26 protein-coding genes and 1 tRNA gene are annotated in these 25,468 nt (G+C 71.5%); 20 read left to right on the top strand and 7 right to left on the bottom strand.

From position 1 onward, the window contains the following. Positions 1-4 precede the first annotated feature (4 nt). The 14 genes from ETAA1_RS08850 to ETAA1_RS32815 all read left to right on the top strand — a co-directional run bounded on the left by ETAA1_RS08850 (position 5) and on the right by ETAA1_RS32815 (position 13,343). On the top strand, positions 5-505 hold the full coding sequence (locus ETAA1_RS08850; RefSeq protein ID WP_145236495.1) for a hypothetical protein: 501 nt from the start codon (positions 5-7) through the stop codon (positions 503-505). Between the two features lie 122 nt (positions 506-627). Further along, complete coding sequence (locus tag ETAA1_RS08855) at positions 628-2,520, top strand: leucine-rich repeat domain-containing protein (protein WP_145236498.1); 1,893 nt, start codon at positions 628-630, stop codon at positions 2,518-2,520. Positions 2,521-2,658: 138 nt separating this feature from the next. Beyond that, positions 2,659-3,018 carry a hypothetical protein gene (locus ETAA1_RS08860; protein WP_145236501.1) on the top strand — a complete coding sequence of 120 codons (360 nt, stop codon included), beginning with the start codon at positions 2,659-2,661 and terminating at the stop codon, positions 3,016-3,018. Next, positions 3,015-3,449, top strand: a complete 435-nt coding sequence (locus tag ETAA1_RS08865; RefSeq protein ID WP_145236504.1) for a hypothetical protein — start codon at positions 3,015-3,017, stop codon at positions 3,447-3,449. Before ETAA1_RS08860 ends, ETAA1_RS08865 begins: the two co-directional genes overlap by 4 nt. A gap of 535 nt (positions 3,450-3,984) precedes the next feature. Beyond that, positions 3,985-4,284, top strand: a complete 300-nt coding sequence (locus ETAA1_RS08870; RefSeq protein ID WP_145236506.1) for a hypothetical protein — start codon at positions 3,985-3,987, stop codon at positions 4,282-4,284. Then, complete coding sequence (locus ETAA1_RS08875) at positions 4,277-4,810, top strand: hypothetical protein (protein ID WP_145236509.1); 534 nt, start codon at positions 4,277-4,279, stop codon at positions 4,808-4,810. The genes ETAA1_RS08870 and ETAA1_RS08875 overlap by 8 nt, the downstream gene beginning before the upstream one ends. A gap of 35 nt (positions 4,811-4,845) precedes the next feature. Continuing rightward, the gene (locus ETAA1_RS33795) at positions 4,846-5,157 is read left to right on the top strand and encodes a DUF6788 family protein (protein ID WP_390621237.1); all 312 of its coding nucleotides are present in this window, start codon (positions 4,846-4,848) and stop codon (positions 5,155-5,157) included. Then, positions 5,154-5,879: a hypothetical protein gene (locus tag ETAA1_RS08880; protein WP_145236512.1), complete on the top strand. Its 726-nt coding sequence runs from the start codon at positions 5,154-5,156 to the stop codon at positions 5,877-5,879. Before ETAA1_RS33795 ends, ETAA1_RS08880 begins: the two co-directional genes overlap by 4 nt. A 122-nt stretch (positions 5,880-6,001) precedes the next feature. Continuing rightward, positions 6,002-6,565, top strand: a complete 564-nt coding sequence (locus tag ETAA1_RS08885; protein WP_145236515.1) for a hypothetical protein — start codon at positions 6,002-6,004, stop codon at positions 6,563-6,565. A 128-nt stretch (positions 6,566-6,693) separates the two neighbouring features. Next, a complete protein-coding gene (locus ETAA1_RS08890) occupies positions 6,694-7,479 on the top strand; it encodes a hypothetical protein (RefSeq protein WP_145236518.1) in 786 nt (261 codons plus the stop codon). Next, the gene (locus ETAA1_RS08895; protein ID WP_145236521.1) at positions 7,469-9,499 is read left to right on the top strand and encodes an adenine nucleotide alpha hydrolase family protein; all 2,031 of its coding nucleotides are present in this window, start codon (positions 7,469-7,471) and stop codon (positions 9,497-9,499) included. Before ETAA1_RS08890 ends, ETAA1_RS08895 begins: the two co-directional genes overlap by 11 nt. Positions 9,500-10,040: 541 nt before the next feature. Further along, the gene (locus ETAA1_RS08900) at positions 10,041-10,673 is read left to right on the top strand and encodes a hypothetical protein (protein WP_145236523.1); all 633 of its coding nucleotides are present in this window, start codon (positions 10,041-10,043) and stop codon (positions 10,671-10,673) included. Positions 10,674-10,675: 2 nt separating this feature from the next. Beyond that, positions 10,676-12,985 (top strand): DNA polymerase, encoded by a 2,310-nt coding sequence (locus tag ETAA1_RS31720; protein WP_202920774.1) that lies wholly within the window; start codon positions 10,676-10,678, stop codon positions 12,983-12,985. After that, on the top strand, positions 12,975-13,343 hold the full coding sequence (locus ETAA1_RS32815) for a hypothetical protein (protein WP_145236526.1): 369 nt from the start codon (positions 12,975-12,977) through the stop codon (positions 13,341-13,343). The genes ETAA1_RS31720 and ETAA1_RS32815 overlap by 11 nt, the downstream gene beginning before the upstream one ends. An 847-nt stretch (positions 13,344-14,190) precedes the next feature. Here ETAA1_RS32815 and ETAA1_RS32820 read toward each other — a convergent pair. Continuing rightward, positions 14,191-14,469, bottom strand: a complete 279-nt coding sequence (locus ETAA1_RS32820; protein WP_238389398.1) for a hypothetical protein — start codon at positions 14,467-14,469, stop codon at positions 14,191-14,193. Positions 14,470-15,113: 644 nt separating this feature from the next. Further along, positions 15,114-15,185 (bottom strand) — tRNA-Cys (locus ETAA1_RS08920). Between the two features lie 173 nt (positions 15,186-15,358). On the opposite strand from ETAA1_RS08920, the gene ETAA1_RS08925 reads away from it, so the two are divergent. Continuing rightward, positions 15,359-16,678: a DUF1501 domain-containing protein gene (locus ETAA1_RS08925; RefSeq protein WP_145236529.1), complete on the top strand. Its 1,320-nt coding sequence runs from the start codon at positions 15,359-15,361 to the stop codon at positions 16,676-16,678. A 59-nt stretch (positions 16,679-16,737) separates the two neighbouring features. Here ETAA1_RS08925 and ETAA1_RS08930 read toward each other — a convergent pair whose 3' ends face one another. Further along, a complete protein-coding gene (locus tag ETAA1_RS08930; protein WP_145236532.1) occupies positions 16,738-17,472 on the bottom strand; it encodes an RraA family protein in 735 nt (244 codons plus the stop codon). Between the two features lie 137 nt (positions 17,473-17,609). Here ETAA1_RS08930 and ETAA1_RS08935 point away from each other — a divergent pair, with 137 nt between their 5' ends. Genes ETAA1_RS08935 through ETAA1_RS08955 form a run of 5 tightly spaced genes read left to right on the top strand, consistent with a single transcriptional unit; the run spans position 17,610 to position 22,206 of the window. After that, entirely contained in the window at positions 17,610-18,671 is a 1,062-nt protein-coding gene (locus ETAA1_RS08935) for a zinc-binding dehydrogenase (protein WP_145236535.1), read from the top strand. 24 nt (positions 18,672-18,695) lie between these two features. Continuing rightward, positions 18,696-19,325: an HAD family hydrolase gene (locus tag ETAA1_RS08940; protein ID WP_145236538.1), complete on the top strand. Its 630-nt coding sequence runs from the start codon at positions 18,696-18,698 to the stop codon at positions 19,323-19,325. Beyond that, complete coding sequence (locus ETAA1_RS08945) at positions 19,313-20,362, top strand: aminoglycoside phosphotransferase family protein (protein ID WP_145236540.1); 1,050 nt, start codon at positions 19,313-19,315, stop codon at positions 20,360-20,362. Before ETAA1_RS08940 ends, ETAA1_RS08945 begins: the two co-directional genes overlap by 13 nt. Then, positions 20,359-21,351 (top strand): GDP-mannose 4,6-dehydratase, encoded by a 993-nt coding sequence (locus ETAA1_RS08950; RefSeq protein ID WP_145236542.1) that lies wholly within the window; start codon positions 20,359-20,361, stop codon positions 21,349-21,351. The genes ETAA1_RS08945 and ETAA1_RS08950 overlap by 4 nt, the downstream gene beginning before the upstream one ends. 15 nt (positions 21,352-21,366) lie before the next feature. Then, positions 21,367-22,206, top strand: coding sequence for an SDR family oxidoreductase (locus ETAA1_RS08955; protein WP_145236545.1), 840 nt, complete (start codon positions 21,367-21,369; stop codon positions 22,204-22,206). A gap of 2 nt (positions 22,207-22,208) precedes the next feature. Here the strand turns inward: ETAA1_RS08955 and ETAA1_RS33400 are convergent, their stop codons facing one another. The 4 genes from ETAA1_RS33400 to ETAA1_RS08975 are packed head-to-tail and all read right to left on the bottom strand — an operon-like array spanning position 22,209 to position 25,393. Beyond that, positions 22,209-22,907, bottom strand: a complete 699-nt coding sequence (locus ETAA1_RS33400; protein WP_145236548.1) for a class I SAM-dependent methyltransferase — start codon at positions 22,905-22,907, stop codon at positions 22,209-22,211. 11 nt (positions 22,908-22,918) lie between these two features. Next, positions 22,919-23,605 carry a class I SAM-dependent methyltransferase gene (locus ETAA1_RS08965; RefSeq protein ID WP_145236550.1) on the bottom strand — a complete coding sequence of 229 codons (687 nt, stop codon included), beginning with the start codon at positions 23,603-23,605 and terminating at the stop codon, positions 22,919-22,921. 16 nt (positions 23,606-23,621) lie between these two features. Beyond that, positions 23,622-24,575 carry a transketolase family protein gene (locus ETAA1_RS08970; protein WP_145236553.1) on the bottom strand — a complete coding sequence of 318 codons (954 nt, stop codon included), beginning with the start codon at positions 24,573-24,575 and terminating at the stop codon, positions 23,622-23,624. Next, positions 24,575-25,393, bottom strand: coding sequence for a transketolase (locus tag ETAA1_RS08975; protein ID WP_145236555.1), 819 nt, complete (start codon positions 25,391-25,393; stop codon positions 24,575-24,577). Before ETAA1_RS08975 ends, ETAA1_RS08970 begins: the two co-directional genes overlap by 1 nt. Between the last annotated feature and the right edge of the window lie 75 nt (positions 25,394-25,468).

Below are 25,468 nucleotides of genomic sequence, written 5' to 3' on the forward strand. Positions count from 1 at the left end.
GCGGATGCGACGAAGTCGCTGGTTGCTCGTCGCCGTAGCCCTCGCCGCCATCGGCGGTGGTGTCTACCTACTGGCCGCCCGTGACGATCGGCACCGCGGACAGTTCCCGGAACTCAAGCCGGACCTCGCCGCTCCGGAGGGCTACGCCTGGGAGTTCCGCGACGGCCCCGACTTCTACACCTGGGTGTTGGCCGAGCCGGTCGAGGCCGGGAAGCGGTCCCGATCCGGGGCCGGGGTGTACGTCGGCCACCACCCGAACCCGTCCAAGACCGCCGGGGACGAGGGGCGGGTCCCGGGGCGGGTATGTGGTCGAGACGTGACGTGGCTGATCGAGCGGAGTGACGCCCCGGCCGATCGGTGGGTCCGGCGAGACGTTGTGTTCGGGTACGACCACGGCCCCGGATACGCTCCGGTCCGGTTACACGTGTGGGTGTGGGGACCGACCGAGGATGTCGTCGCCGGTCTGGCCGGCCGCCTCGGGGATTTGACGTTCAGCCCCAGGTGATGGCAGCGCGGGGGCCGAACCCGGCGCTGCAGCAGACGGCCGCCTCCGTTGCGATTCGTGACCCACAGCCAGTAGCGCGGCCGCTGCTGAGCTAGATGTTCGGCCGAGGGAGATCATCCGGTATGCGGCTCATCTTCCTGTGTTGCGCCTTCGGCCTCGCCGACGGACACGCCCGGCTATTGGCGGCCCCGGTCCCGAGAAGCGAGCCCCCGGTCCCGCTCCCCGAGACGGTGACCCGGGCGTGGGTCAAGGCCGGGGCCGAGGTCGGGTGGATGAGCCCTGACGACGGCTCGCACCGGTTCCGCGCCGGCAGCCCAGGCCGGCCCGGCGAGGTGCCCGCGTTCCGATTCGGGTTCCGCGCTGCGGTCGCGCTCGCCGGTCTTCCCGCCCCACCCGTGCCCTTCGGGATCGACCTTGGCTTCTCCAGGGGAACAACCGAGGACAACCTCAAGGCCCTCGGTCGGTTCCCCACCCTCCACGCCCTCGGCCTCAGCCACCAGGATCTCGACACCCCGCTGACCGACGCCGGGCTCGCCCACCTCGCCGGGCTCCGTCAACTCCGCGGCCTCGACATCAGCTCGTCGATCGACGTTTCCGACGCGGGACTTCGGCACCTCGCCGAGCTGGCTGACCTCCGGACTCTCAACCTCGGGTTCACCAAGGCCACGCCGGACGGGCTTGACCACCTCCGCGGGCTGGCCCGCCTCCAGCACCTCGACCTCGCGGGCCTTCGGGTTGGAGACGAGGGGCTGCGGAAGCTCGCGGCCTTCAAGGACCTCCGCGGCCTTCACCTGTACGGCACCGGCGTGACGGGCGCGGGCCTGAAGCATCTGGCCGCCCTTCCCGAGCTCCGGACCTTGAGCATCCCCGGTGCGCAGGGCGTGGACCGGGGCGCGGCCGACCTGGCCCGGATGAAGCAACTCCGGGATCTCCACCTGGACGAAACCGACGTGACGGACGCCGGGCTGAAGGATCTCGCCGGCCTGACCGCAGTCCGCACCCTCAACCTGCGCGGCACCCGGGTCACGGACGACGGCCTCGCCCACCTCGCCGGACTGTCTCGGCTGGAGGAGCTAGACCTGGGGGTCCGGGCGGTCACCGACGCCGGGCTGGTCCACCTCGCCGGGCTGCGCGACCTCCGGACCCTCTACCTCTACTTCACCCGGGTCACCGGCCGCGGGTTCGTCCACCTCGCCGGGCTGCCGGGGCTGCAGAAGCTCGTCCTGTGGTCTACCCCGCTGGAGGACGCCGAGCTCCGGCACTTGGCCGGGCTGAAGCACCTGCGGGAGCTGAGCCTACAGAAGACCCCGGTCTCGGACGCGGGGCTCGCGGGGGTCGCCGGGCTGGCGGCGATGGAGGACCTGGACCTCGTCGGAACACGAGTGGCCGGCCCGGGCCTGCGCCACCTGGCGGGGATGGGGCAGCTCCGGGAGCTGTACCTGGACCAGACTCCACTTACCGACGCCGGGCTGACGGCCCTCCCGGCCCTACCTCGACTCCGACTCCTCTCGGCCCGCGACACCGCCGTCGCCGACGCCGGGCTGTCGGCCGTGGGCGCGCTGCCTCGGCTCGAGCGACTGCGCCTCGACAACACCAAGGTCACCGGCAGCGGGGTCAAGCACCTCGCCGCCCTCGGCGGACTCCGTGAGATCTACCTCGGCAAGACGGGTCTCACGGACCTATCGGGTTTCGCCGGGCTGTCCGGCCTGGAGATCCTCGACCTTTACGGCGCGACGGTCAACGACGAAGTCCTGCGGGACTTGGTCGGGTGCCGGCGGTTGAAGGAGCTGGGCCTCGACAGCACCCCCATCACCGACGCCGGGCTGAGGCACGTTGGCCGCATCCCTGGGCTCGTCCGCCTCGACCTCGGCCGCACCGGGATCACGGACGCCGGCCTGAAGGAGATCCAGGGATGTAGGCTGTTGAAAAAGTTAGGAGTCGGGCGGACGGGGGTTACCGGTGATGGGGTGGCGGAGGTGCGGCGGGCGCTTCCGGGGTGCCAGGTGAACGACTAGCGTTGAGCTAGACCCGGGAATGCCCGGCCGAACCCCACGCTGCAGCAGACCGCGGCCTCATCAGCGAGTAGCATGGGTCCAGCGCTCACGGCCGCGGCTGCTGAGCTTTTTGTTCGGCGGCGGAGGCGGAGGGCGCGCGTGGGCATCGTCATCTGCCCGAAGCACGGCCACGGGTTCTTGTACAACTGCCCGCATCTCGTGGCGGCGGTCGTGGCTCACTCGCCCCTGCCCGGAGTGGAGTACCTGGAGTACGCCCCGAGCGACGACCCGGCGTTCCTGATCGGGTGCTGGTACTGCCCGGCGTGCGTGGCGGCCCACTGCCTCCCGCCATCCGGCAGCGTGCCGTTCGACTCCGAGAAGTTCCCCGAGGGGGTCTCGCCGCTGTTGCAGCCGATGTGCCCGGAGTGCTTCCGTCAGTGGCGGGCCGCCGGACTCGGGTCGCGCCAAGACGCCGAACCCGGCGCTGCAGCAGACCGCGGCCTCATAAGCGGTTCGTGAGCCGTAACAGCCAAGGGACGCGGCTGCTGAGCTGGATCAGCTATCGGGCCAGAGACGGCCGAACCGGGTCGTCTGGCTATCGGGAGGGCGTGACGGTGGTGCGCCAGATTAGCGAGGCCGATTGGCGAATTCTTCGCCAGTTGGAGCCGATCGCCCGAGATCGCTTCTGCGATCGCATCCTGTCCGAAGTCGTCGGCCGTGCGACGGACGCCACAGTAGGTAGTCACGAGCGGTACTTGGCGGTGTACCGCCTCCTCGAGAAGCGGGATCGGGCGTTGTCCGATGCGTTCGACGGCCTACGGCGGTCCACTGCCTTCCTGCAACTGGCGCGCATGCGGTCGCTGGGACTGATCACCGAGGAGGAGTTCGCGAGATTCAGCCCCGAGACGAGGCAGGTGGTGGCCGTGTTTTCCGGCGACTCACAGGCATGATATTCCCGAGTCGGAGGGGTGCCGCACCGTTCCCGATGGCGAGGCCGAACCCGGCTGACCCGGAACCTTTCCAGGCGAAGCAGCCCCGACCACAGAGTTGCGCAGCTTTGGCACGGCGGTCGGATCATACCTTCGGCGCTGCCGGCCGGCGCCCGTCGGGAGGGTGATTGATCGACGGTGGAGCGGTCGCCGAACCCCTGGCGCCGGCGCCACCCTACCCCTGGCGCCGGTGCCACCCCCGCCCAGTCTTATTCTCTGTCTCTTACTCCATATCCCCGGCGTGGCATCCGCTCGACAGGTGACAGCACCGCCGCCCCCTGACCTCCGCGCCCGCGTTCTCGCCGCATCGGTCGCGCCGACGCCGCGCCGCGGTCGCGAGCCGACCTCGTTGCCGTATCCGGCGAGTTGGACGATTCTGAACGATTCTGAACTGGTTGCGCGATTCGGGATGACCCGCGGCGCGCAGTCGTCCCGGCGCCCGGACGGAAGCGGGGAACGCGCCGCGGTGTTGCACACGTACCGGGTATGATTCAGCATGGGCTGGGAACGACGTGGGAGCCGGCAGCACTTTTACACCGCCCGCCGGGTCGGCGGGCGGGTCGTCAAGGAGTACGGCCCGGCCGCCGTCGCTGCCGTCGCCGCCCAGCTGGAGGCCGAGCAGCGAGCGGAACGCGCCGCCGGGCGGGCCGCGGTCGAGCGTGCCCGCGCCGAGCTCGACGCCTTGGACGCGGCCGTCGCCCCCTTGGCGGAGGCCGCAGACATAGCCCTCCGCGCGGCGATGCTCGCGGCCGGCTACCACAATCACAAGGGCCAGTGGAGGAAACGCCGTGGCTGATGCAGCTCTGGCGACGAAACAAGCCACCACCGAGGCGAGTAAGCTCCTGGCGCTCATCAAGCGGGCGGAAGGCGGGGACGCGACCGCTCTCCCTGCCTTGCGGGAGTCGCTGGCCCTCCCGGGCATCGCGGACGTGCTCGGCGGCGATGTCGCCCGAAAGGCCGCCGACCGGTTCCTCGATGCCTTCTGCGGGAAGCACCTCGCCACCCGGGAGGCGACGGCCACGAAGATGGCCCAACTCCGGACCGAACTGGCCGGAGCGAACTCCACCGCCGTCGAGCGGCTGCTGGCCGACCGGGCGGTCCTGTGCTGGTTCCACGTCCACAAGCTCGAGATCAGCTACGCCGGGAAGGAGTCGATGTCGCTCGCGCTGGCCGACCACTACCAGAAGTGCATCGACCGCGCCCACCGCCGCTACCTGTCGGCCCTGAAGGCGCTGGCTGAGGTCCGCAAGCTGAACGTGACGGTGCAGCTCAACATCGCCCGGAAGCAGGTCAACGTCGCAGGTGCGGCCGCCGGGGTGTGACACGCTTTGTGGTCCCAAACCTTCGTCTACCCCGAATGGGCATTGTCGTGAGCAAGCGCATAAACAAAACCCAGGAACCGTTACCCAAGACGCTGCCGGGCGTGGTCTGCGCCCAGCGGGTGCGTTGCGGGAAACCGCGGTGCCGCTGCGCTCACGGGCAGCGCCACCTCGCCTTTTATCGCTTCTGGCGCGAGGGCGGCCGGCTACGAAAGCGATACGTCCGACGCGCCGACCTGGCGTCGGTGGGGGCCGCGTGCGAGGCCCGTCTGCGGGAGCGCCAGGCACTGGCCGAAGGATGGCAACAGTGGCGGAAACTGGTGGCCGGCGTGCGGGAGGTGTCGAGATGAGCGAGATCGCAACCACACCTGCGGCACCCAGCGAGGCTGGCGTCATCGCCGGGGAGCTGGCCCGGTCGTTCGGCGAGATGGTCCGGCTCTACGAGAAGCACTTCTCCCTGTCGCGCGAGGACGCCATTCGACGTGCCGCCGAATCGCCGGAGGGCGATGTCGAGCGAGTACTGAACGCGCCGCCCGATCAGGTCAGCTGGTTCGACCTGCACGGTATCGCCCGGACCGACCCTGACCGCGCGACGGCCCGGTGGGACGAGATCAAGCGAGCCGCGCTGGACGAACTCCGGACCGGCCACCGGGCCGCCCAGGCCGTCGAGACGGCCAACGACGGCGCCTGGCAGCGGGCACAGTTCCTGGCGCTGCGGGAGGAACTGTCGGCCGAGTGGCAGCCCCGTAACGGCGTCGAGCGCCAACTCCTCGACACCATGGCGCAGGCGCAGGAGGGTTACCTTTCGTGGCTGCGGGTGTTGACGATCCGCACCAACCTGGAGAGCTGTACCAACGACCGGCGCCACAAGGAGGAGGGGAGGTGGGGTCCGCCGCGGCAGAGCGACGCCGACGCCCTCGACCAGGCCGCCGCGATGATGGACCGGTACAACCGCATCTTCCTGCGGACGCTCCGCGCCCTGTGCGACATGCGACGGCACACCGGCCCCGTGATCGTGAAGAAAGGCGGGCAGATGAACGTGGCGCAGCAGCAGGTGAACGTGGCCACCTGAAGTGCCTCGACGGCGCCCGCCGCCGCTCTGCGGCATGCAGCCGACTCGTCCGGGCAACTCCGGCGGGTACGATTGGGTGAACGCCCGGTTACGCCGGGCTACTCGCCCACCGGAGACGACGGATGAAGCCCACCGCCCCTCGGGCCGAACTGAGCCTGGCCCAGCAGTCCGCCGTCGATCTGCTCGCCGCCGGGAAGAACGACACCGAGACGGCCGCCGCGGTCGGGCTGAACCGCGTCACCGTCACCCGGTGGCGGCTGTACTCGCCGGAGTTCCGGGCGGCGCTGGCGGACCGCCGGGCCGCCGTCTGGGGCGCGTCGGCCGACCGGCTCCGGGCGCTCCTCCCGCAGGCCATCGACGCCCTGGCCGACGCGCTCCAGGACGCCGACACCGCCGACCGGGTGGACGTGGCGCTGGCCGTGCTGAAGCTGGCCGGGCCGATCCCGCTGGTGCCGGCCGGGCCGACCGACCCGGACGAGATCGTGCGGGCCGTGGTCGAGGCCGAGCGGGAGCGGCTCCGCGACCGCGACGAAGCCCTCGACGAGTACGACGGCCTGCCCGACCACGACGCCCACACGAAGGCCGTCCGCAAGCGCCTCGCCCTGCTCGCCAGCCCCCCGGACCCGCCGGCCGCCGTCCCGGCACTCCCCTGCGGTCGAGCCGACGACGGTAACGACCGACCCTGAGCTCAAACACGTCCCGCGGGTCGCTCAACACTCCTCAATGCTGTTCATTTGCTCCCTACCGACCTCGACGGCCTCTGACCGCCGGCGCTACCGTGGACGCGGTATTTTTCCGCTCACGGGGCACCGGCATGGGGACGACGCAGATTCCGACCCTCCCGAGAACGCGGGACTGGGTCCGTGTGGTGAGGTTGATTCAGGCCGGGGCCGACGCGGCCCAGGTCGCGCGGGCCGTCATCCGGGCCGCCGCCGACGCGCTGGCCGCCGCGACCCGGGACGAGGGGGTGGCCGAGGCCGCCTGGCTCCTCGCCCAACTCCCGCCCGCCGCCCGGGAGGACGACTTCGCGGCCGCCCTGCGGGACTGCGGCATGCGCGTCCCGGACGCGCCCGGACTGATGGACGTAGTTGTCGCCGTCTCCGACGCGATGGACGACCGGTTCCCGAACAACCGCGGCCGGACCGACGTGACCGAGATCGCCCAGACGGCCGCCGCCGAGGCCGTCGCCGCGACCGTGGGCGTGAAGACCGCGGGATTCTTCGGGGCGGCCCCGCCGGAAGTCCAGAAGGCGGTCGCCGGGCTCGCCACGGTCAAGAAGTTCGGCGCGTTCGTCCGCACGTTCTTCGCCCGGCTCGTGTTCAAGTGCCTCGACTCGTTCGTCAGCCGGGCCACGCCGGCCGAGGTCGGGGCTGGCCGGCGGTTCACCACGCTGGCCCAGGAGCGAGAGTTCACCCGGGCGCTGGAAACGCACTGCTGGGACTGCGCGCACGTCGTCGAGCACTTCGCCGGCAAGTGGCGGTCGAGGGCCAAGTGGGTCCGCGGGGAAGTGGACCGGCCGAGCGCCGCCGGGTTCGCCCAGCGGGCGATGGAGAAGGTCGTCACCCTGCTCCGGGAAGGGGGGACGGTCGATGGCCACTGAGCGTGCGATCCGGTGCGGGCAGGCCCGCGGGCAATTCACCTTTACCGACCCCTGCCCCCTCCGCCTGCGGATGTGGGGGGAGGGGTGGAACGTCCGGTACGTCCCCGACGACATCCGGTCCCGGCTGTACCGCGACCCGGCGCCGGAGGTCCTCGACCTGATCGACGTGGCGACCTACGTCTACGCGGCCGACCGGATGGTCGGCCGGGGGAGCCCGGCCGACGTGCGGTTCGGGCCGAACTGGCGCCGCCGGTTGTGCTTCCGGGTCCCGGTCCGCAAACCCGACCTCTGGGGGCAGCCGGCCGTGCGGCAGGACCTGGAGGCGGTTCTGTCGTTCATGTCCGAGGACACCTACGAGTTCGAGTTCGAGCACTACTCCGACCCGCCGGCAGCGCAGCGGTACATGGTGTTCACCGGTCCGGGGGCCGACCGCGAGCCGGATGAGGTGGTGCTATTCTCCGGCGGGCTGGACTCCGTCGCCGGGGCGGTGCGGGAGGTGGTGGCGGAACGGAAGTCGGTCGCCCTCGTCGGGCACCGGCCGTCCGGGGCGGTCGCCCCCCGGCAGGCGGAACTGATCCGGCTGCTCTCCGCCCGGGCCGCTCATCGCCCGCTCCTGCTGCCGGTGCGAGTGAACATCCGCCGCGGGCTCGGGCGGGAATCGACCCAGCGGTCCCGGACGTTCCTATACGCTTCCCTCGGCGCGGCGTTCGCCGCGGCGCTCGGCCGGGACCGGCTGCGGTTCTACGAGAACGGCATCACCAGCCACAACTTTCCGCTCGCCGGGTCGGTGGTCGGGGCGCGGGCCAGCCGGAGCACGCACCCGCGGGTCATCGCCGGGCTCACCCGGTTCTTCACCCGGCTGATCGGGCGGTCGTTCACCGTCGAGAATCCGTTCCAGACGTTCACGAAGACGGGCGTCGTCCGGGAGATCCTGGCGGCCGGGTGCGGGGAGACGATCCGCCACACGGTGAGCTGCTCGTTCCCGCGCCGGCAGCGGGCGGGGAAGCCGCACTGCGGGGTCTGCTCGCAGTGCGTGGACCGCCGGTTCGCGGTCCTCGCGGCCGGGGCGGAGGCGTTCGACCCCGAGGACGGCTACCGGGTGCCGCTGGTGACCGGTGAGCGGGCCGGGGCCGCGCCGCGGACGATGTTGTCGGTGTACGTCCAGACGGCCACCCGGGTGGAGACCGAGACCCCGGTCGGGTTCTTCGGCCGGTACGGTGAGGCGGCCCGGTCGCTGCGGTACTTGGGCGCCAAGCCGGACGCGGCCGCGGTCGGGGTGCTCGAGCTGTACCGCGACCACGCCCGCGAGGTGACCCGGGTCGTGGACGCCGAAACCGCCCGCCACGCGGCCGCGCTCCGGCGCGGCGAGCTGCCGCCGAGTTGCTTGGTCCGGTTGGTCTGCGATGCGACCCAGGCGGGGAGCGATCGGGTTGCACCGGCCCCAGAACCCCCGGCCGGGGAGAACATGTTCCGCCGGTCGGGCCGCGCGTGGGAGGCTCGGTTTGCGGGCGGCCGCCGGTTCGTCGTACTCCGGTCCGTCGGGGCGACCTACCTGCACCACCTCCTGTCGCGGCCGGACGTGCCGATCCCGGCCGCCGAGCTCGTCTGCCTGGAGTCCGGAGAGGCCGGCCGGATCGGTTTGGGGGACGCCGGCGAGGTCCTCGACGACGAGGCCCGGCGGGCCTACCGGGACTGTCACCGCGAGCGGTACGAGGAGCTGGCCGGCGAGCGGGACGAGGCCCGGCGCAACAACGATTCCGGCCGCCTGGAGAAGGCCCAGCACGAGTTGGAGGCGCTCGCCGGGGAGCTGGTCACGGCCGGTGCGCTCGGCGGCCGAGTCCGGCGGGCGTGCGACGACCGTGATCGCCTCCGCAAGGCCGTCGGCAACGCCATCCGCCGCGTAGTGACCGAGATCGGCGACGACGACAAGGCCTTCGCCACGCACCTTTCCCCGCCCCGCCTCACCTGCGGGGCATCCCCCTGCTACCGCCCCGGGCAGCCCATCACCTGGGAACTCTGAACGGTCGGCAGATCACCGCGCTACGCCCGAAGTAGCGCGCGGAACGCACGGTGTAGCGCCGTGAGGGTGTTCGGGGGCCGAGGCGCCCCCGGACGGCCCCGGGGCGCCCGCCGCTCGGCCCCCGGCCACCCACCCGAGCGGTCCCGGTCAGGACACGTGACGGATGACCCCTTCCTCCCCTATCGCGGGGACGCCCGCCCCCGGTTCGCCCCGTCGCCGGCGGACGGCCCGGCTGTTAGTCCGCCGAAAGCAGGCCGCCCGGCTCTGCGCCGTCGGCGTAGCGACATGGGACCGGTGGAACGCCGCCGGACTGAACCCCCGTCCGACAAAAATCGCCGGCGCGGTCCTCTGGGGCGCCGCCGAGCTCGCCGCGTGGTGCCGGCGCGGCTGCCCGCCCCGTGACCAGTGGACCCCGCTCTGGGAGTCGTTGCTCACCCGGAAGTAGCCTCCGCAGTCTGCCGTTGCGTCCGCCCCCGGCGCGGGCTGCGGCGGGCCCTCAAGACCCAGACCGAACCGAGTTCCCAACCTTACGAGGTGTCACGTGATCCGCGACCCGTTGACCCCCTCGACCGCGAACGGCACGACCGCCGCCCCGTTCGACGCCACCCCCGGCCCGGACCCGTTCGACGTGGGCCGGCTCCGCCTGCCGGCGGACGACGACGCCGACCTGGGCGTGCGGGAGCTGCTCGTCACCGTCCCCTACCGCAAGCCGTCGAAGGAGACGTTCTTCCGGGTCCACCCGGACCCCGCCTACCGGTGCGTCGGCGGGCTGATCGAGCTGAAGGACGACGACGCCGAATCCTACTGGGTGGACCGGAGCCTCTGGCCCCACCTGGCCGACGAGCCGACGTTCGGCCGGCGGCACGTCTTCACCTGCGCCAGCCGGCAGGGGCTAGTGTTCCTGTGGGGCTGTCGGCTCCCCGGGCCGGACGGCAAGTCGCCCGACTGGGTGAGCATCCCGCTCGAGGCCGCGAAGGCCGCGGAATCGAAGTGGGTGAAGCTGTTCTGGGATCAGGCGCAGCGGCGGCACCGGATCAAGGTGAGCGCGCACCTCACCGACGAGCCGGCGTGGCCGGAGCTGCCGCTCCCGGAACTCCTCCGGCTGGCGTTCCGCGACCGGGTGGTGACGACCCTCGACCACCCGATCCTCCAGCGCCTCCGCGGGGAGCGCTGACCGTGGAGGTGCTCGCCTGTTACCGGGAGGTGTGGTGCGCGGACTTCGAGTTCCGCGCCCCCGCCGGCCACCGCCCGGAGCCGCTGTGCGTCTGCGCCCGGGAGCTCCGGACCGGGCGGGCGGTCCGCCACTGGCTCACCGACGACCCGCCCGCCGTCTCGCCGTACCCGACCGACCCGGGGGCGCTGTTCGTGGCGTACTACGCCAGCGCCGAGCTCGGGTGTCACCTCGCCCTGGGGTGGCCGCTCCCGGCCCGGGTGCTCGACCTGTTCGCGGAGTTCCGGAACCTGACGAACGGCCGCCCGCCGACCCACGGGAGCGGGCTGCTCGGGGCGCTGGCGTTCTTCGGGCTCGACGCGCTCGACGGGGCGGAGAAGGACGGGATGCGGGAACTCGCCATGCGACCGGGCGGGCACACCGCCACCGAGCGGGCCGCGCTCCTCGACTACTGCGCGTCCGACGCCGACGCACTCGCCCGGCTGCTCCCGCGGATGGCCCGGGGGCTCGACCTCCCCCGGGCGCTGCTCCGCGGCCGCTACATGGCCGCCGCCGCCCGGATGGAGTGGGCCGGGGTGCCGATCGACGCCGCCGCCCTCGCCGGGCTGCGGGGGCGGTGGGACGCGATCAAGGCCCGGCTGGTGCGGGCGGTGGACCGCGACTACGGGGTCTACGTCCCCGCCGGCCGCCGGCCGCTCGACCCCGCGACCCGGTTCGGCGGCGCGGTCCTCGCCGCTGCCAGGGAGTGGGAGCTCGACCCCACCGAACTGGCGGAGGCCGCCGAGTACGTCCACCGGGTCGAGAAGGCCGCGGCCGCCCCCCGGCTCGAGGCGGTCCGCGCCGCCCGGCAATCCACCGGGCTCACCGAGGCGCGGGTGGGGAAGCTGATTGACGGGGGCAAAGACTACCTGGACGTTCCCGGGTTCGACGTGTCGGCGCGGGAACTGGCCGGGATGTACCCCGACCTGGGAATCGGGGGCGGGTACGACCCGGACGGGGTGGACGACGACTACGGGCCGAAGCTCTGGGAGGTGCTGGCCGAACCCGACCCGGTGACGCCGCCGCGGCACGACCCCGCGACACTCCGCCGGGCCGCCGGGCTGGTCGGGCCGGCGGGCGTGCCGACCACCTACGCCGGGCCGCTGACGTTCTCAGCCGCCCGTTGGGGGGAGTACCTCACCCGCGCCGGCATCCCGTGGCCCCGGCTGCCGAGCGGCGCCCTCGCCCTGGACGACGACACGTTCCGGGAGATGGCGAAGGCCTACCCGGACCGGCTGGGGCCGATGCGGGAGCTGCGGCACACGCTCGGGATGATGCGGCTCCACGAACTGGCGGTCGGGCCGGACGGGCGGAACCGGTGCCTCCTGTCCGCGTTCCGGTCGCGGACCGGGCGGAACCAGCCGTCGAACTCCGCGTTCGTGTTCGGCCCGTCGGTGTGGCTCCGGGCGCTGATCCGGCCCGCGCCGGGTCGGGCGGTCGCGTACGTGGACTGGTCGCAGCAGGAGCTGGCCATCGCCGCCGCGCTGTCGCGTGACCCGGGGATGATGGAGGCCTATACGTCGGGGGACTTCTACCTGACGTTCGCGAAGATGGCCGGCGCGGTCCCGGCGATGGCTACCAAGCGCACCCACGGGCGGGAGCGCGACCGGTTCAAGGTGGTCGCGCTCGGGGTGCTGTACGGGCTCGGGGCGGACGGGCTGGCGAGGAAGCTCGGGGAGCCCCCGCTCCGGGGGCGGGAGCTCCTCGACATGCACCGCCGCGCCTTCCGCCGGTTCTGGGACTGGTCGGACACAGTCGAGGAGCGGGCGATCCTCACCGGCCGGCTGCGGACCGCGTTCGGGTGGTCGATCCGGGTCGGTGCGGACGCGAACCCGCGGAGCCTGCGGAACTGGCCGATGCAGGCGAGCGGGGCGGAAATGATGCGGCTGGCCGCCTGCCTCGCCACCGAGCGCGGCGTCGGTGTGTGCTGCCCGGTCCACGACGCATTTCTGGTCGAGGCCGCCGCCGACGGGATCGAGGCGGAGACGGACCGGATGCGGACCGCGATGCGGGAGGCGTCGGAGCTGGTGCTGCCCGGATTCCCGCTCGGGACCGACGCGAAGATCGTCCGCCACCCGGATCGGTTCACCGATCCGCGGGGCGAGCGCATGTGGCGGACCGTTTCCGGCATCCTGGCCGAGCTCGAGGCCGCGGACGACTTCGCCACCCCTGGCGCCGACGCCACCCCACCCCCCGCGCCGGCGCTACACCCGCCCAGTCTTGTTTCTGTGTCTGGTGGTATTCACCCCTGGGAGGGCGCGGCCGATGGGTGGTGACCCGTTCGATCCGGCCCGCATCCACCCGCCGGGGGAACCCGACCCGACGCCGACGCGCCCGCCCCGGCACCGCCCGGGGGAGCCGTTCCTCCGCGGCCCGATCCCATGGGCGTGGGTGACGACGGCCGCCGCGCTGCCGGGGAAGGCGCTGGCGGTCGGGCTGGTGCTCTGGCGGGAGGCCGGGTGCGTGAACCGGCGGACGGTGCGGGTGACGCTCGCCCGACTGGCCGGCCCGCGGCTGTCGGCGGACGCCGCCCGCCGCGGGGTGCGCGCCCTCGAGCGGGCCGGGCTGGTGTCCGTCGAACTCCGCCCCGGGTGCGGGCTGGTCGTGACGTTGAACGACGCGCCCGCGGGGTGACCGCGCAACTACCGAGCTGGCGCGCCGCCGTGGCCGCCGGGTATACTCCTCTTGCCTTTAGCCGTGCCGGCGGGATGCGACCTGAGAACCGCACCCGCCGGCCGGCCGTTCTCAGAAAGGCCCGTCCGATGGCAACCCTGTTCAAGCCCACCCGTCCTTACCCGCTCCCGCCCGGGGCCGAGATCGTCCGCAAGGGCGGCCGGCCGCACGCCCGGATACCCGAGAGGGGGAGGGCGGCGCTGTACCCGCTGAGCGCGGACGGCGCCGCCTACCTGAAGCCGGCCGCGAAGTGGGCCGCCGACGTGCGGTTCGCGGACGGCACCCGCAAGCGCGTCCGGTTCTCCCCCAACCGGGACGCCGCCGCGCTGATGCTGGCGGACCTGTTGAAGCGGATCGAGAACGAGAAGGCCGGGGTGATCGACCGGACCGGACCGCACCGGAAGCGCCCGCTGACCGCGCACGTCTCCGACTGGCTCGACAGTCTGCGGGCGAACGGCCGCGACGAAACCTATCTCGGGTTGAAGGCGGGTCGGATGCGCGCCGTTGTCGAGGGGTGTGGGTGGGTGTTCCCCGGAGACATGTCCGCCGACCGGCTCGAAACGTACCTCGCCGGGCTCCGGTCCGCCCGCCCCGACCTTCCGCCGATCCCGGCCGGGGTCGAGACGTTCACCGGCGCGGAGGTGGGGCGACTGCTCGGGGGCGTGACCCGGCAAACCGTCTCCATCCTGGTCCGCCGGCACGGGCTCACCGGGACCGGGAACGGGAAGGCCCGCCGGTTCCCCCGGGCGACCGTCGAGGAACTCCGCCGGCTGCGCGACCACGGCGCTTCCGTCCAGACTTCGAACCACTACCTGCAAGCAGCCCACCAGTTCGCCCGGTGGCTGGCGGACAACGGGCGGACCGACGGGAACCCGTTCCGCCGGCTGAAGGCGATGAACGCCCGCCTCGACCAGCGCCGCCGGCGGGGCGAGTTCTCCCCGGCGGAGGTGGTCGCGATCCTCGCCGCCGCCGGGTCGAGCGCCGCGACCGTCAGCGGGCTGGCCGGCGCCGACCGGGTGATGCTGTACCGGACCGCGCTCGGGACCGGGTTCCGCGCCGCCGAACTCGCTGCCGTGACCCCGGACATGTTCGACCTCGACGCGACGCCGCCGGCGCTGATCCTCCCGCCGGAGTTCTCCAAGAACCGGAAGGTGGCGGTTCAACCCCTCGCCGCGTCCCTGGCCGCCGACCTGCGCCACTACCTCCCTGGCCGCCCGGGGAAAGAACCCGTCTGGCCCGGGGCGTGGCCTGTGAAGGCGGCGGACATGCTCCGGGTGGACCTGACCGCCGCCGGGGTGCCGTGCGACGTGGACGGGCCGGAAGGTGTCGAAACGCGGGACTTTCATGCGCTCCGGAACTGCTACATCTCGGACGTTCTCCGGTCCGGTGCCGACCTGAAGCAAGCCATGACGCTGGCGCGGCACTCCGACCCCCGGCTGACTACCGCCCGCTACGGCCGGACCCGCTTGCACGATCTCGGCGCGGTGGTGGATCGGCTCCCCGGTGGGACCGCCACCGACCGCGAACCGGCTGTCCTCCGGCACACTGGGACGGACTCCGGGAGCAGCACGGGAGCAGCAACGGGAGCAGCAGCCATCGGAAGCGGGCGGGGCTTTCTGAGGGTGATCGAAGAAACCAACACCGGGGGAGGGGAGGGGGGTGGCACGAAAAAACCCCTGCGGCAACAGGGGTTAGAGAGCAATCGGGGGCGATTGAGTGTTCCTGAGAAAGAGGCCTCGCCCGGATTCGAACCGGGGAATGACGGTTTTGCAAACCGTTGCCTTACCACTTGGCTACGAGGCCGTCCGGTCCCTGACGGCGAGTGAATTCTATCCCCCGGCGGCGGTACGTCAACGTCCCGCACCTGCTGTATCGGTCGCGGTATGGGTGCGGGTTGAGGTGGTTTCGGATGGCCCCCGGGCTGGGGCGTGTGGTATGATAACGGTCCTACCACACACCCGTTCCGGGTCCGATTCATGCCCACCGCGGCCACCCGTCGAGACTTCCTCCGCCTCGGGGCTGGTGCCGTCGCCCTCGGCATCCCGAACACGGCCGCTGCTTCCGCCGCGCGTGGCAACTCCGTCATCCTCGTCAACCTGACCGGCGGCCTCAGCCACCTCGACAGCCTCGACCCGAAGCCGGACGCGCCCGCCGAAGTCCGCGGCGAGTTCGGCACCATCGCCACCACCGTGCCGGGCCTGCGGTTCTGCGAGCACCTGCCGCTGCTGGCGTCGCGGATGCGGCAGTTCGCGCTCGTCCGGTCGCTGTCGCACCGCGAGAACGGCCACCTCCCCGGCACCCACCGGCTGCTCACCGGCGCGACCATGCCGAACCAGCGCGGCAGCGACCTGGACAACATCCTGTCGCGCCGCGACTGGCCGTGCTACGCCGCGGCGCTGAACCAGATTCGCCCCCGACACGACGGCGTCCCGAACGGCGTCACCCTGCCGCACTCGCTCATCGAGGGGCCGCTGACGTGGCCCGGCCAGCACGCCGGCTTCCTCGGCCCGACGCACGACCCAATGCTCGTGACGCAAGACCCGAGCCGGCCGACGTTCCGCATGGACGCCTTCACACCCGCCGCGGGGCTGGACCCGGACCGCGTCGAGGGGCGCCGCTCGCTGCTGGAGCAGATCGAGTCCGGCGGCACCGGCGACCCGACGTTCCGCGACCACCAGCGGCGGGCGTTTGAGATGCTGACCTCCGACCGCGTGGCAGGCGCCTTCCGCCTGGACCGCGAGCCGGAGCGCGTCCGCGACCGATACGGGCGGACAATGTTCGGCCAGTCGCTGCTGCTGGCCCGCCGGCTGGTGCAGGCCGGGGTGCCGGTGGTGCAGGCGAACATGGGCATCGTGCAGAACTGGGACACCCACGTCGACAACTGGGGCCGCCTGAAGTCGCGCCTGCTGCCGTGGCTCGACCGGGCACTGACGGCGCTCGTGGATGACCTCGAAGGCTCGGGCCTGCTCGACCGCACGTTCGTGGCGTGCCTCGGCGAGTTCGGGCGGACGCCGAAGGTGAGCACGCTGCCGGGTGAGTCGATCCCCGGCCGCGACCACTGGGCGTCGGTGTACTCGGGCCTGTTCGCCGGGGCCGGCGTCGTGGGCGGCCGCGTGATCGGCCGCTCGGACAAGACGGGGGCGTTCCCGACGAGCACGGCGTACACCCCGTTCGACGTAGGGGCGACGATCTACCAGGCTCTCGGCGTGGCGCCCGACAGCGAAATCCGCGACCCGCAGAACCGCCCGAACAAGGTCAACGGCGGCGACCCGATGGCGGTGCTGTTCCAGAACTGATGAGACTTCGCCGCTCGCGGCGTAGCACCGCGGTGCTACGCCGCGAGCGGCGAAGTCGATCACGCCTTCATCCGTGCCCGCAGCCGCACACCCATGTCGTTCATCTGCCGCTTCGCCTCGTCGCGTGCCGTGTTGAAGCCCGCGCTCGTCACGGACCCCGCCCGCAGGTAGTCGAGCATCACCTTCTCGGCGTCCATGAAGCCGGCGCACCCCTCGGCCACCAGGTCCGCCAGTTCGACCGGGATCGTCGTGATGCCGTTGCGGTCGCCGTGGAGCAGGTCGCCGGGGTGAATCCACACGCCGCCGACGCGCACCGGCACGCCCAGGTCCACGATCTGGGTGTAGCCGTGCGACGGGATCGTGCAGCCGGTGAAGCACGGGAACTTCAGCGGCTCGATCTGGTCGATGTCGCGGCCGCCGCCGCTCGACACCAGCCCCACGCACCCGAACGCCTGGTACGTCGTCGCCATGATCTCGCCGAACGTCGCCGCGACGGGCGGGTCGTCCAGGTCCTGAAACACGACCACTTTGGGGCCGGGCGTCTTCTCCAACAGTTCGACCTGGCGCGACAGGCCCATGTAGGTGTCGCCGCCGCGGGGTGGGGCCGCGGCGCGGAACGTGGCCGTGGACGCGAACCCGACCATAGGCGGCAGCGTGGGGTAATACGCGCGGATGCGGGCGTCGGTGTACCCGGCCGTGCGCGGGCGGACCTCCAGCAGCTCGATCACGTTGCACACGGTCGGCGTGTCGTACTTCCGCAGGGCGACGAGGGTGGCGTCGGCGACGGGGGTCATGGCGGCGGTCCGATGGGAGGGAATGCGAGTGTCATACCCGCCGCCGGCCCGCGCGGCGACGGGGTTGGGGTTGCCCGCGGTCCGGCGTCCGTGGTACTACCCGCGCTCTCCCCGATTTGCGCACACCGCGAGGCCGCATGAAGACGACCGCCGCCGTTCTCGTCGAACTCGCCCGCCCGCTGGAACTCGCCGACCTCGACGTGCCGGCGCTCAAGCCGGGTCAGGTGCTCGTCGAGGTGGCGTACAGTGGCGTGTGCCACACCCAGGTCGGCGAGGCCCGCGGCCACCGCGGCGAGGACAAATTCCTGCCGCACTGCCTCGGCCACGAGGGAAGCGGCATCGTCCGCGAGTGCGGCGCCGGCGTCACCAAGGTGAAGCCCGGCGACCGCGCCATCCTGTCGTGGATCAAGGGCTCGGGCCTCGACGTGCCTGGTTGCGTGTACGACTGGGCTGGCCGCAAGGTGAACGCCGGCGGCATCACCACCTTCGCCACGTACTCCGTCATCAGCGAGAACCGGCTGACCGTCGTGCCCGAGGGGATGTCGCTGCGGCTGGCGGCGCTAGTCGGCTGTGCCGTGCCCACCGGGGCCGGCGTCGTGTTCAACACCGCCCAGCCGCGGCCGGGGCAGAGCGTCGTCGTCTTCGGCGCTGGTGGCATCGGCTGCTGCGCCGTAGCCGCGGCGACGCTGTCCGGGTGTACGCCGGTCATCGCCGTGGACGTGAACCCCGACAAGCTGACCCTGGCGAAGCGGCTCGGGGCGTCACACACGATCAACGGCAAGACGAGCGACGCGGTGGCGGAAATCCTCAAGCTGTGCAAGGGCGGTGTCGATTTCGCCATCGAGGCCACTGGCGTTCCCGCGGTGATGCGGCAGGCGATGGCGTGCGTGCGGTCGCAGGGCGGCACGGCGGTGGTCGTCGGCAACGCCCGCTTCGGCAGCACGCTCGACCTCGACCCGCGCGAGCTGAACCAGGGGAAGCGGCTGTTCGGCACCTGGGGCGGCGACAACGTGCCCGACCGCGACTACCCGCGCTACTGCAAGCTGCTGGCCGCCGGCCGGCTCGACCTCGAGCCGCTGATGACCGGTGGTTACGGCCTGGCCGACGTGAACCGCGCGCTCGACGACCTGGAGCACGGCGCGGCGCACCGGCCGATCCTGGAGATCGGCGCCGCCGCGAGTGCGGCGAAGGCCGCGTAACCCCGACGAATTGAGGCGCTACCCATGCTCGTCGGGCTCGACTTCGACAACACGATCGTCTGCTACGACCGCCTGTTCCACCGGCTGGCCGTCGAGCAGGGGCTCGTCCCCGTGTCGCTGCCGGCCACGAAGGGCGCCGTCCGCGACCACATCCGCGCGATCGGCCGCGAGCCCGAGTGGACGGCGATGCAGGGCGTCGGCTACGGCCCCCGCATTTCGGACGCCGAGCCGTTCCCCGGCGTGAAAGAGTTTCTTCGTGCCTGCCGCGCCGCGGGCGTGGACGTGGCGATCGTCAGCCACAAGACGAAGCACCCGTACCTCGGCCCGGCTTACGACCTGCACGCCGCGGCGCACACGTTCTTGACCACGCACGGGTTCTACGACACCGCCGACACCGGGCTGTCACCGGAGCGGGTGAACCTCGAACTGACCAAGCAGGCGAAGCTCGACCGCATCGGCGCCCTCGGCTGCGACGTGTTCGTGGACGACCTCCCCGAGTTCCTCGGCGAGCCGTCGTTCCCTGCGAAGCCGCGGAAGCTGCTGTTCGACCCGGCCGACGCCAACGCCGACCGCAGCGACTACACGCGGGTGACCAGTTGGGCGGCCGTGACGTCGTTCGTTCTCGGCGGGGAGGTGAGCCGATGGGCGGCGTAGACCGGCAGGCCGTGATCGCGCTCGCGGACGCCGCCGGGGTCGGCCCGGCGACGGCCGTACTGCCGCTCGCGGGCGGGGCGAACAACCGCGTCTACCGCCTCGACACGGCGACCGGCCCGGTGCTGCTGAAGTCCTACTTCCGCCACCCGGCCGACCCGCGCGACCGGCTCGGGGCCGAGTGGGCGTTCCTCCGCTTCGCCGCCGCGGCCGACGTGCGCTGGGTGCCGCAACCACTCGCCGTCGACCCGCCGAACGGGCTCGCGCTGTACGAGTACGTGCCCGGGGAGGGGATGCACGGCACCACCGCCGCCGAGCGCGACGTGGACGTGGCTCTCGCGTTCTACCGCGCGCTGCATGCTGCTCGGAATCGCGTCGAGGCGGGGAACCTGCCGCGGGCGTCGGAGTCGTGCTTCAGCCTGGACGACCACTTCGCCACCGTCGCCCGCCGCGTCGAGCGGCTGCGCTCGATCCCGATCAACGGCGACACCGATACAAGCGCGGCGGCATTCGTGAACACCGAACTGGTCCCCGCGTGGCGATCCGTTCACACGTCCGCCCGCGCGCAGGCCGCGGCGAGCGGGCTGTACCTCGACCGGCCGCTCGACCCGGCCGACCGGTGCGTGTCGCCGTCGGACTTCGGGTTCCACAACTGCCTCCGCGAGCCGTCGGGCCGGCTCCGCTTCATCGACTTCGAGTACGCCGGGTGGGACGACCCGGCGAAGCTGGTGTGCGACTTCTTCTGCCAGCCGGCGGTGCCGGCCCCGACCGCGGCGTTCGACCGCTTCAGCTCCGCCGTGGGCGCCGGCTTCGCCGAGCCGCTGGCGTTCCAGGCCCGCGCCGCGCTCTTGCTGCCGGTGTACCGGGTGAAGTGGGTGTGCATCATGCTCAACGAGTTCCTGCCGGTTGGCGGGAGCCGGCGGGCGTTCGCCGGTTCGGCCGCGGAGCACGACGCTCGCAAGGCCGCCCAGCTCGGCAAGGCCCGCGCCGCCCTCGCGGCCGTCGTTTCCTCCCCTGTCCCGTTGCGGAAGGTCGCATGAGCAAGGTCGTCGTCCTCGGCGCGAATTCGTTCTCCGGGCAGGACTTCGTGGACCTGCTGCTGGACGACCCGGCCTACACCGTGGTCGGCGTCAGCCGGTCGCCGGAGCGGTCGAGCCTGGCCCTGCGGTACAAGCTGCGGAAGGACCTGTCGAAGTACCGCTACCACGCGCTCGACATGAACCGCGACATGGGCAAGATCCTCTCCATGCTGGACGAGGAGAAGCCCGACGCGATCGTGAACTTCGCCGCCCAGAGCGAGGTGGCCCCGAGCTGGGACCACCCCGAGCACTGGTTCCAGACGAACACGGTGGCGCTGTCGTACCTCGTGAACCACCTGCGGAAGCAGAAGTACCTCAAGCGGTACGTCCACATCTCGTCGCCGGAGGCCTACGGGACGTGCGTGGGGCGCGTGACGGAAGAGTCGCCGCTGAACCCGAGCACGCCCTACGCGGCGTCGAAGGCCGCGGCCGACTACCTGCTGAAAACCTACGCCAAGCAGTACGGCTTCCCGCTGCTGACCGTGCGGGCGACGAACGTGTACGGCGCCCGCCAGCAGCTGTTCAAGATCATCCCGCGGTCGGCGATTTACGTGAAGCTGGGTCGCACGATCGAGCTGCACGGCGGCGGCCGGGCGGTGAAGTCGTACATCCACATCCGCGACGTGTCGCACGGCGAGAAGGCGATCCTGGAGCGCGGCCGCGTCGGCGAGCTGTACCACATCTCGCCGGACGAGGGCGTGGCGGTGCGCGACGTGGTGGGCACGATCTGCGCCCGCCTGGGCAAGCGTTTCGAGGACGCGACCCGCACCGTGGACGAGCGCCCCGGCCAGGACGCGGCCTACGTGATCGACGCGGCGAAGATTCGCGCCGAGCTCGGCTGGAAGCAGACGATTTCGCTGGACGAGGGGCTCGGCGAGGTGGTGCAGTGGGTGAACGACTACTGGCCCGAGATTCAGAGCCAGACGCTCGAATACCGCCACGCGGCCTGACCGGGAGCGGGCGAAATGTCTGACGCGGCGTGGCTCGTGGTCGGGGCGGACGGCGGCATCGGCCGCCCGCTCCTCGCCCGCCTCCGGGCCGACGGCCGCGCCGCCGTCGGCACCACCCGGCGGGGCATCGGTGACGGCCTTCAACTCGATCTCTCCGCCGATCCAGACTCCTGGCAGATTCCCGTGCACGTCGCGGTCGCCTACCTCTGCGCCGCGGTCACCTCGATCGACGCCTGCCGCCGCGACCCGGCCGGCACCCGTGGCGTGAATGTCGATCAGACGCTGGCACTCGCCGCACGACTGCGCGAGCGTGGGGCGCACGTCGTCTTCCTGTCCACGAATCAGGTGTTCGATGGCACCGTACCGTTCCGTTGCGAAGCGGATACGGTCTGCCCCCTGACGGAGTACGGTCGGCAGAAGTCTGATGCCGAGACCGCGCTGCTCGCCACCGGCGCGGCAACGGTCGTGCGCTTCACGAAGGTCGTGCCGCCGGACTGGTCGCTCATCCACAAGTGGCGTGACGCACTCTCGCGCGGCGAGCCGGTGGAGGCGTTCGGTGACATGGTGTTGTCACCGGTGCCGCTCGGCATCGCGGTCGAGGCCCTGGCGCGGGTTGGGGAGAAGCGGCCGGGCGGCGTGATTCACGTCTCGGGGACCGAGGACTGCACCTACGCCGAGCTGGCCCGCCGGCTGGCTGTGGTGATGGGTGCTGACCAGGCCCTGGTGCGGGCGGTGTCGTGCCGCGATCGCGGCATTCCCGCGGAGGCGGCGCCGGCGCACACGGCGCTGGCGACGGCGCGGCTGAGCCGCGAGTTGGGGCTCGCGGCGCCGACGGCGACAGACTTGTTCCGATAGCTTCAGCGCGGGCCGACGCACATCGCCAGCAGGTAGTGCGCCATCGGGTGGTAGCCGGTGTGGACCACCTCGTCGTTCATCGAGAACAGGAACACGTTCTTGAAGTGCCGCAGCATCACCTGGCGGTACTCGTTCCCGTCCTTGCAGTTCACGTGCCCCTCCTTGCTCGGCGGCGAGGCGTACGCCTGCGACTGCAGCGACGGCGAGCCGATGATCGCCACGCCGTCTGCGGACAGCGACTTGGCGATGTTGCCGACGTACACGTCCTCCTGCTCGGGCACGATGTGCTCGAACACGTCCAGCGAATACGCGGCGTCGAACCCGCCCGGCGCGATCGGCCCGGAGAGGATGTCGTGAACGAGCGTGTCGCACGCCCATCCGTCGGCGGCCATCCGCTTCTTGGCGTCGTCCAGGAACAGCGGGTCGAAGTCGGTCGCGGTCACGGTGCAGCCGGCCTGCACGACCAGCCGGGTGCCGAAGGCGTCGGCGCAGCCGACCTCCACGACGCGCTTCTGGCCGGTCAGCATTTTGGCCACGAACTTGTACCGCGACAGCAGGAAGACGAGCCGGCGCGGGTCGTCCTTCCACGTCTGGTTGGACATGATGCCGAACCGCGAGAAGCCGTCGCGCAGCGCCAGGTCCACCTCGAACTGGTACTGCGTCTCGCGGCTCTTCAGGGCGGTGCCGTTGCCGGTTCCCATGGGTTTCCTCATCAGGCGGCTGCGGCCGCGGCGGGGGGCTCGAACGCGATGTACTCGTAGTCGCCGGTGTAGCCCGCGAGGCCGTACAGCCACGCCCACGACTCGGGCCGCAGGAACGTCTCGCAGGTCAGCGCCCAGCACTGCAGGTTGAACAGCTCCTCGGCGTCCTTGAACGTCTCGACGACGAGGTACTTGTACGTGCTGACGCGCTCCATCTCCTTCAGCGCCGTCACGACTTCCTGCGGCGGCAGGTTATGCAGCGCGTTCAGCGAGATCACCAGGTCGAACTCGCCGTCCTGGAACGGCAGCGCGTCCTGGGCGCGGTGCTTGAACAGGAACGGCTTCACCTCGGGCTTCGCGGTGTCGAGAGCGTAGTCGGACACGTCGAAGCCGGCGACGGTGCAGCCGGGGAGGAGTTGCGTGAACTCGTGCAGCAGGAAGCCGCGGCCGCAGCCGATGTCCAGCACCTTCGCGCCGGGCTTGAGCTTGTAGGTGTCGATGAGTTGGCGCGCCACCACGGCCCAGCGGCCGTCGTACTTGTAGCCGCCGTAGCCGTAGCGGCGGTCGCCGTCCCAGTAGTCGCGGTCGAAGCGGCGGGCGACGACCGAGCAGTGGACCTTGTCGTCCGCCATCCGCCCGACGTAGTCGCGGGCGGTGCGGCGGTGGAGCTGGTTCACGATGTTGAGCAGGCGACCCATGCACTCCTCGTGATGATTACGCCGCAATGCGGACGGGCTTCGGCCGCGCGGACAGAAGCGTCGTCGCGGTCGCGGCCACGGCCTCGGCCGAGATGCCGTACTTCCGCATCATGCCGTTCTGGTCGCCGTACACGCTCGGGAACACGTCCGGGATGCCGACGCGCTTGAACTTCCGCGACGCCAGCAGGTCCGTCTCCGCGAGGTACTCGGCGCACGCGCCGCCGAGCCCGCCGATGATCGTGTGTTCCTCGACGGCCACGATCGCGGCCGCGCCCTCGGCGTGGGCGTGCAGCGCCTCGGTGTCGAACGGCTTGATCGTCGGGAAGTGAAGCACCGCGGCCTTCACGCCGCCGGCGGCGAGCTGGTCGGCCGCGGCCAGGCACACCTGCAGGCCGACGCCGGTGGTCACGAGCAGCACCTCGCCGCCGGTGCGCATCGGCACGGCCTTGCCGATTACGAACGGGCCGGTCTGCGTGGTGACGATCGGGTCGTGCCCCTTCGCCACGCGGATGTAGATCGGGCCGGCGTGGTCCACGCTCGCGTGCATGAACCGGATCATCTCCTTCGCGTCGGCCGGGGCCACGACCGCCATGTTCGGCAGCGCCCGCATGATGGCGATGTCTTCGGTCGCCAGGTGCGTCGGGCCGAGCGGCGCGTACACCACGCCGCCCCCGTTGGCGATGAGCCGCACGTTGACGTTGTGCAGGCACAGGTCCACCGCCACCTGCTCGTAGCAGCGGCGGCTGAGGAACGTGGCGATCGTGTTCAGGTACACGACGTGCCCCTCCATCGCCAGCCCGGCAGCGACGCCGACGAGGTTCTGCTCGGCGACCCCTTCCATGAAGAAGCGGTCCGGCATGTCGCGCTTGAACTCGGCCAGCACGCCGACGCCCAGGTCGGAGCCGACGAACACGATCCGCTCGTCGGTCTTCGCCAGCTCGTAGACCGTTTTCAGGCAGTTCTCGCGCATCACGCCTCCCCGATGGCGGCCAGGAGCGCTTCGACTTCCTGGTCGGTGACCTTGTTCTTGTGGTGCCACTTCATGTTGTTCTCGGCGAAGTGCGCACCCTTACCCTTCACCGTGTGGGCGATGATTGCACTCGGCTTGTCGGCCGCGAACGGCAGCGCCGTGAATGTCGCCCGCAGGGCAGCCACGTCGTGCCCATCCACCTCGCGGACGGCGAACCCGAAGCTCCGCCACTTGTCGGCGAACGGCTCCAGGTCCTGCACTTCCTTGGTGCTGGCGTAGCTCTGGTGCTTGTTGTAATCCACGATCGCCGTGAGGCTCGACAGTCCGTGCTTGCCGGCGCACATGGCCGCCTCCCACACCGAGCCCTCGTTGCACTCGCCGTCGCCGAGCACCACGAACACGCGGCTATCCCGCTTGGCGATGCGCTGGCTGAGGGCGATGCCGACGCCGATGGGGAGGCCGTGGCCGAGGGCGCCGGTGCTGGCTTCGACGCCGGGCACCTTGCCCGCGTCCGGGTGGCCGCCGAGGATGCCGTCGGCGGCGCAGAACTTGTCGAGCTCGGCGGGCGGGAAGTAGCCCTTGTCGGCGAGGAGGGCGTAGAGCGCCAGGCAGCCGTGCCCCTTGCTGAGGATGCAGCGGTCGCGGCCCTTCCACTTCGGGTCTTGGGGGTTGAACCGGAGCACGTCGTCGTACAGGACGCGGAAGATTTCGATGAGCGAGAACGCCGCCCCGACGTGGCCGCGGCGGGCCTTCTGGAGCGTGCGGACGATGACCCGGCGGAGGTCTTTCGACCGCTCGTCGAGGCGGGTGGTGGTCATGGCGATGCCTTCCGTGGCGGCCGGGTGTGTGGGTGTACCCCGGCGGGGTCTGCGGAATCAACCCGAGCTTGCGGT

The sequence above is a fragment of the Urbifossiella limnaea genome, from assembly GCF_007747215.1.
GTDB classification, from domain to species: Bacteria; Planctomycetota; Planctomycetia; order Gemmatales; family Gemmataceae; genus Urbifossiella; species Urbifossiella limnaea.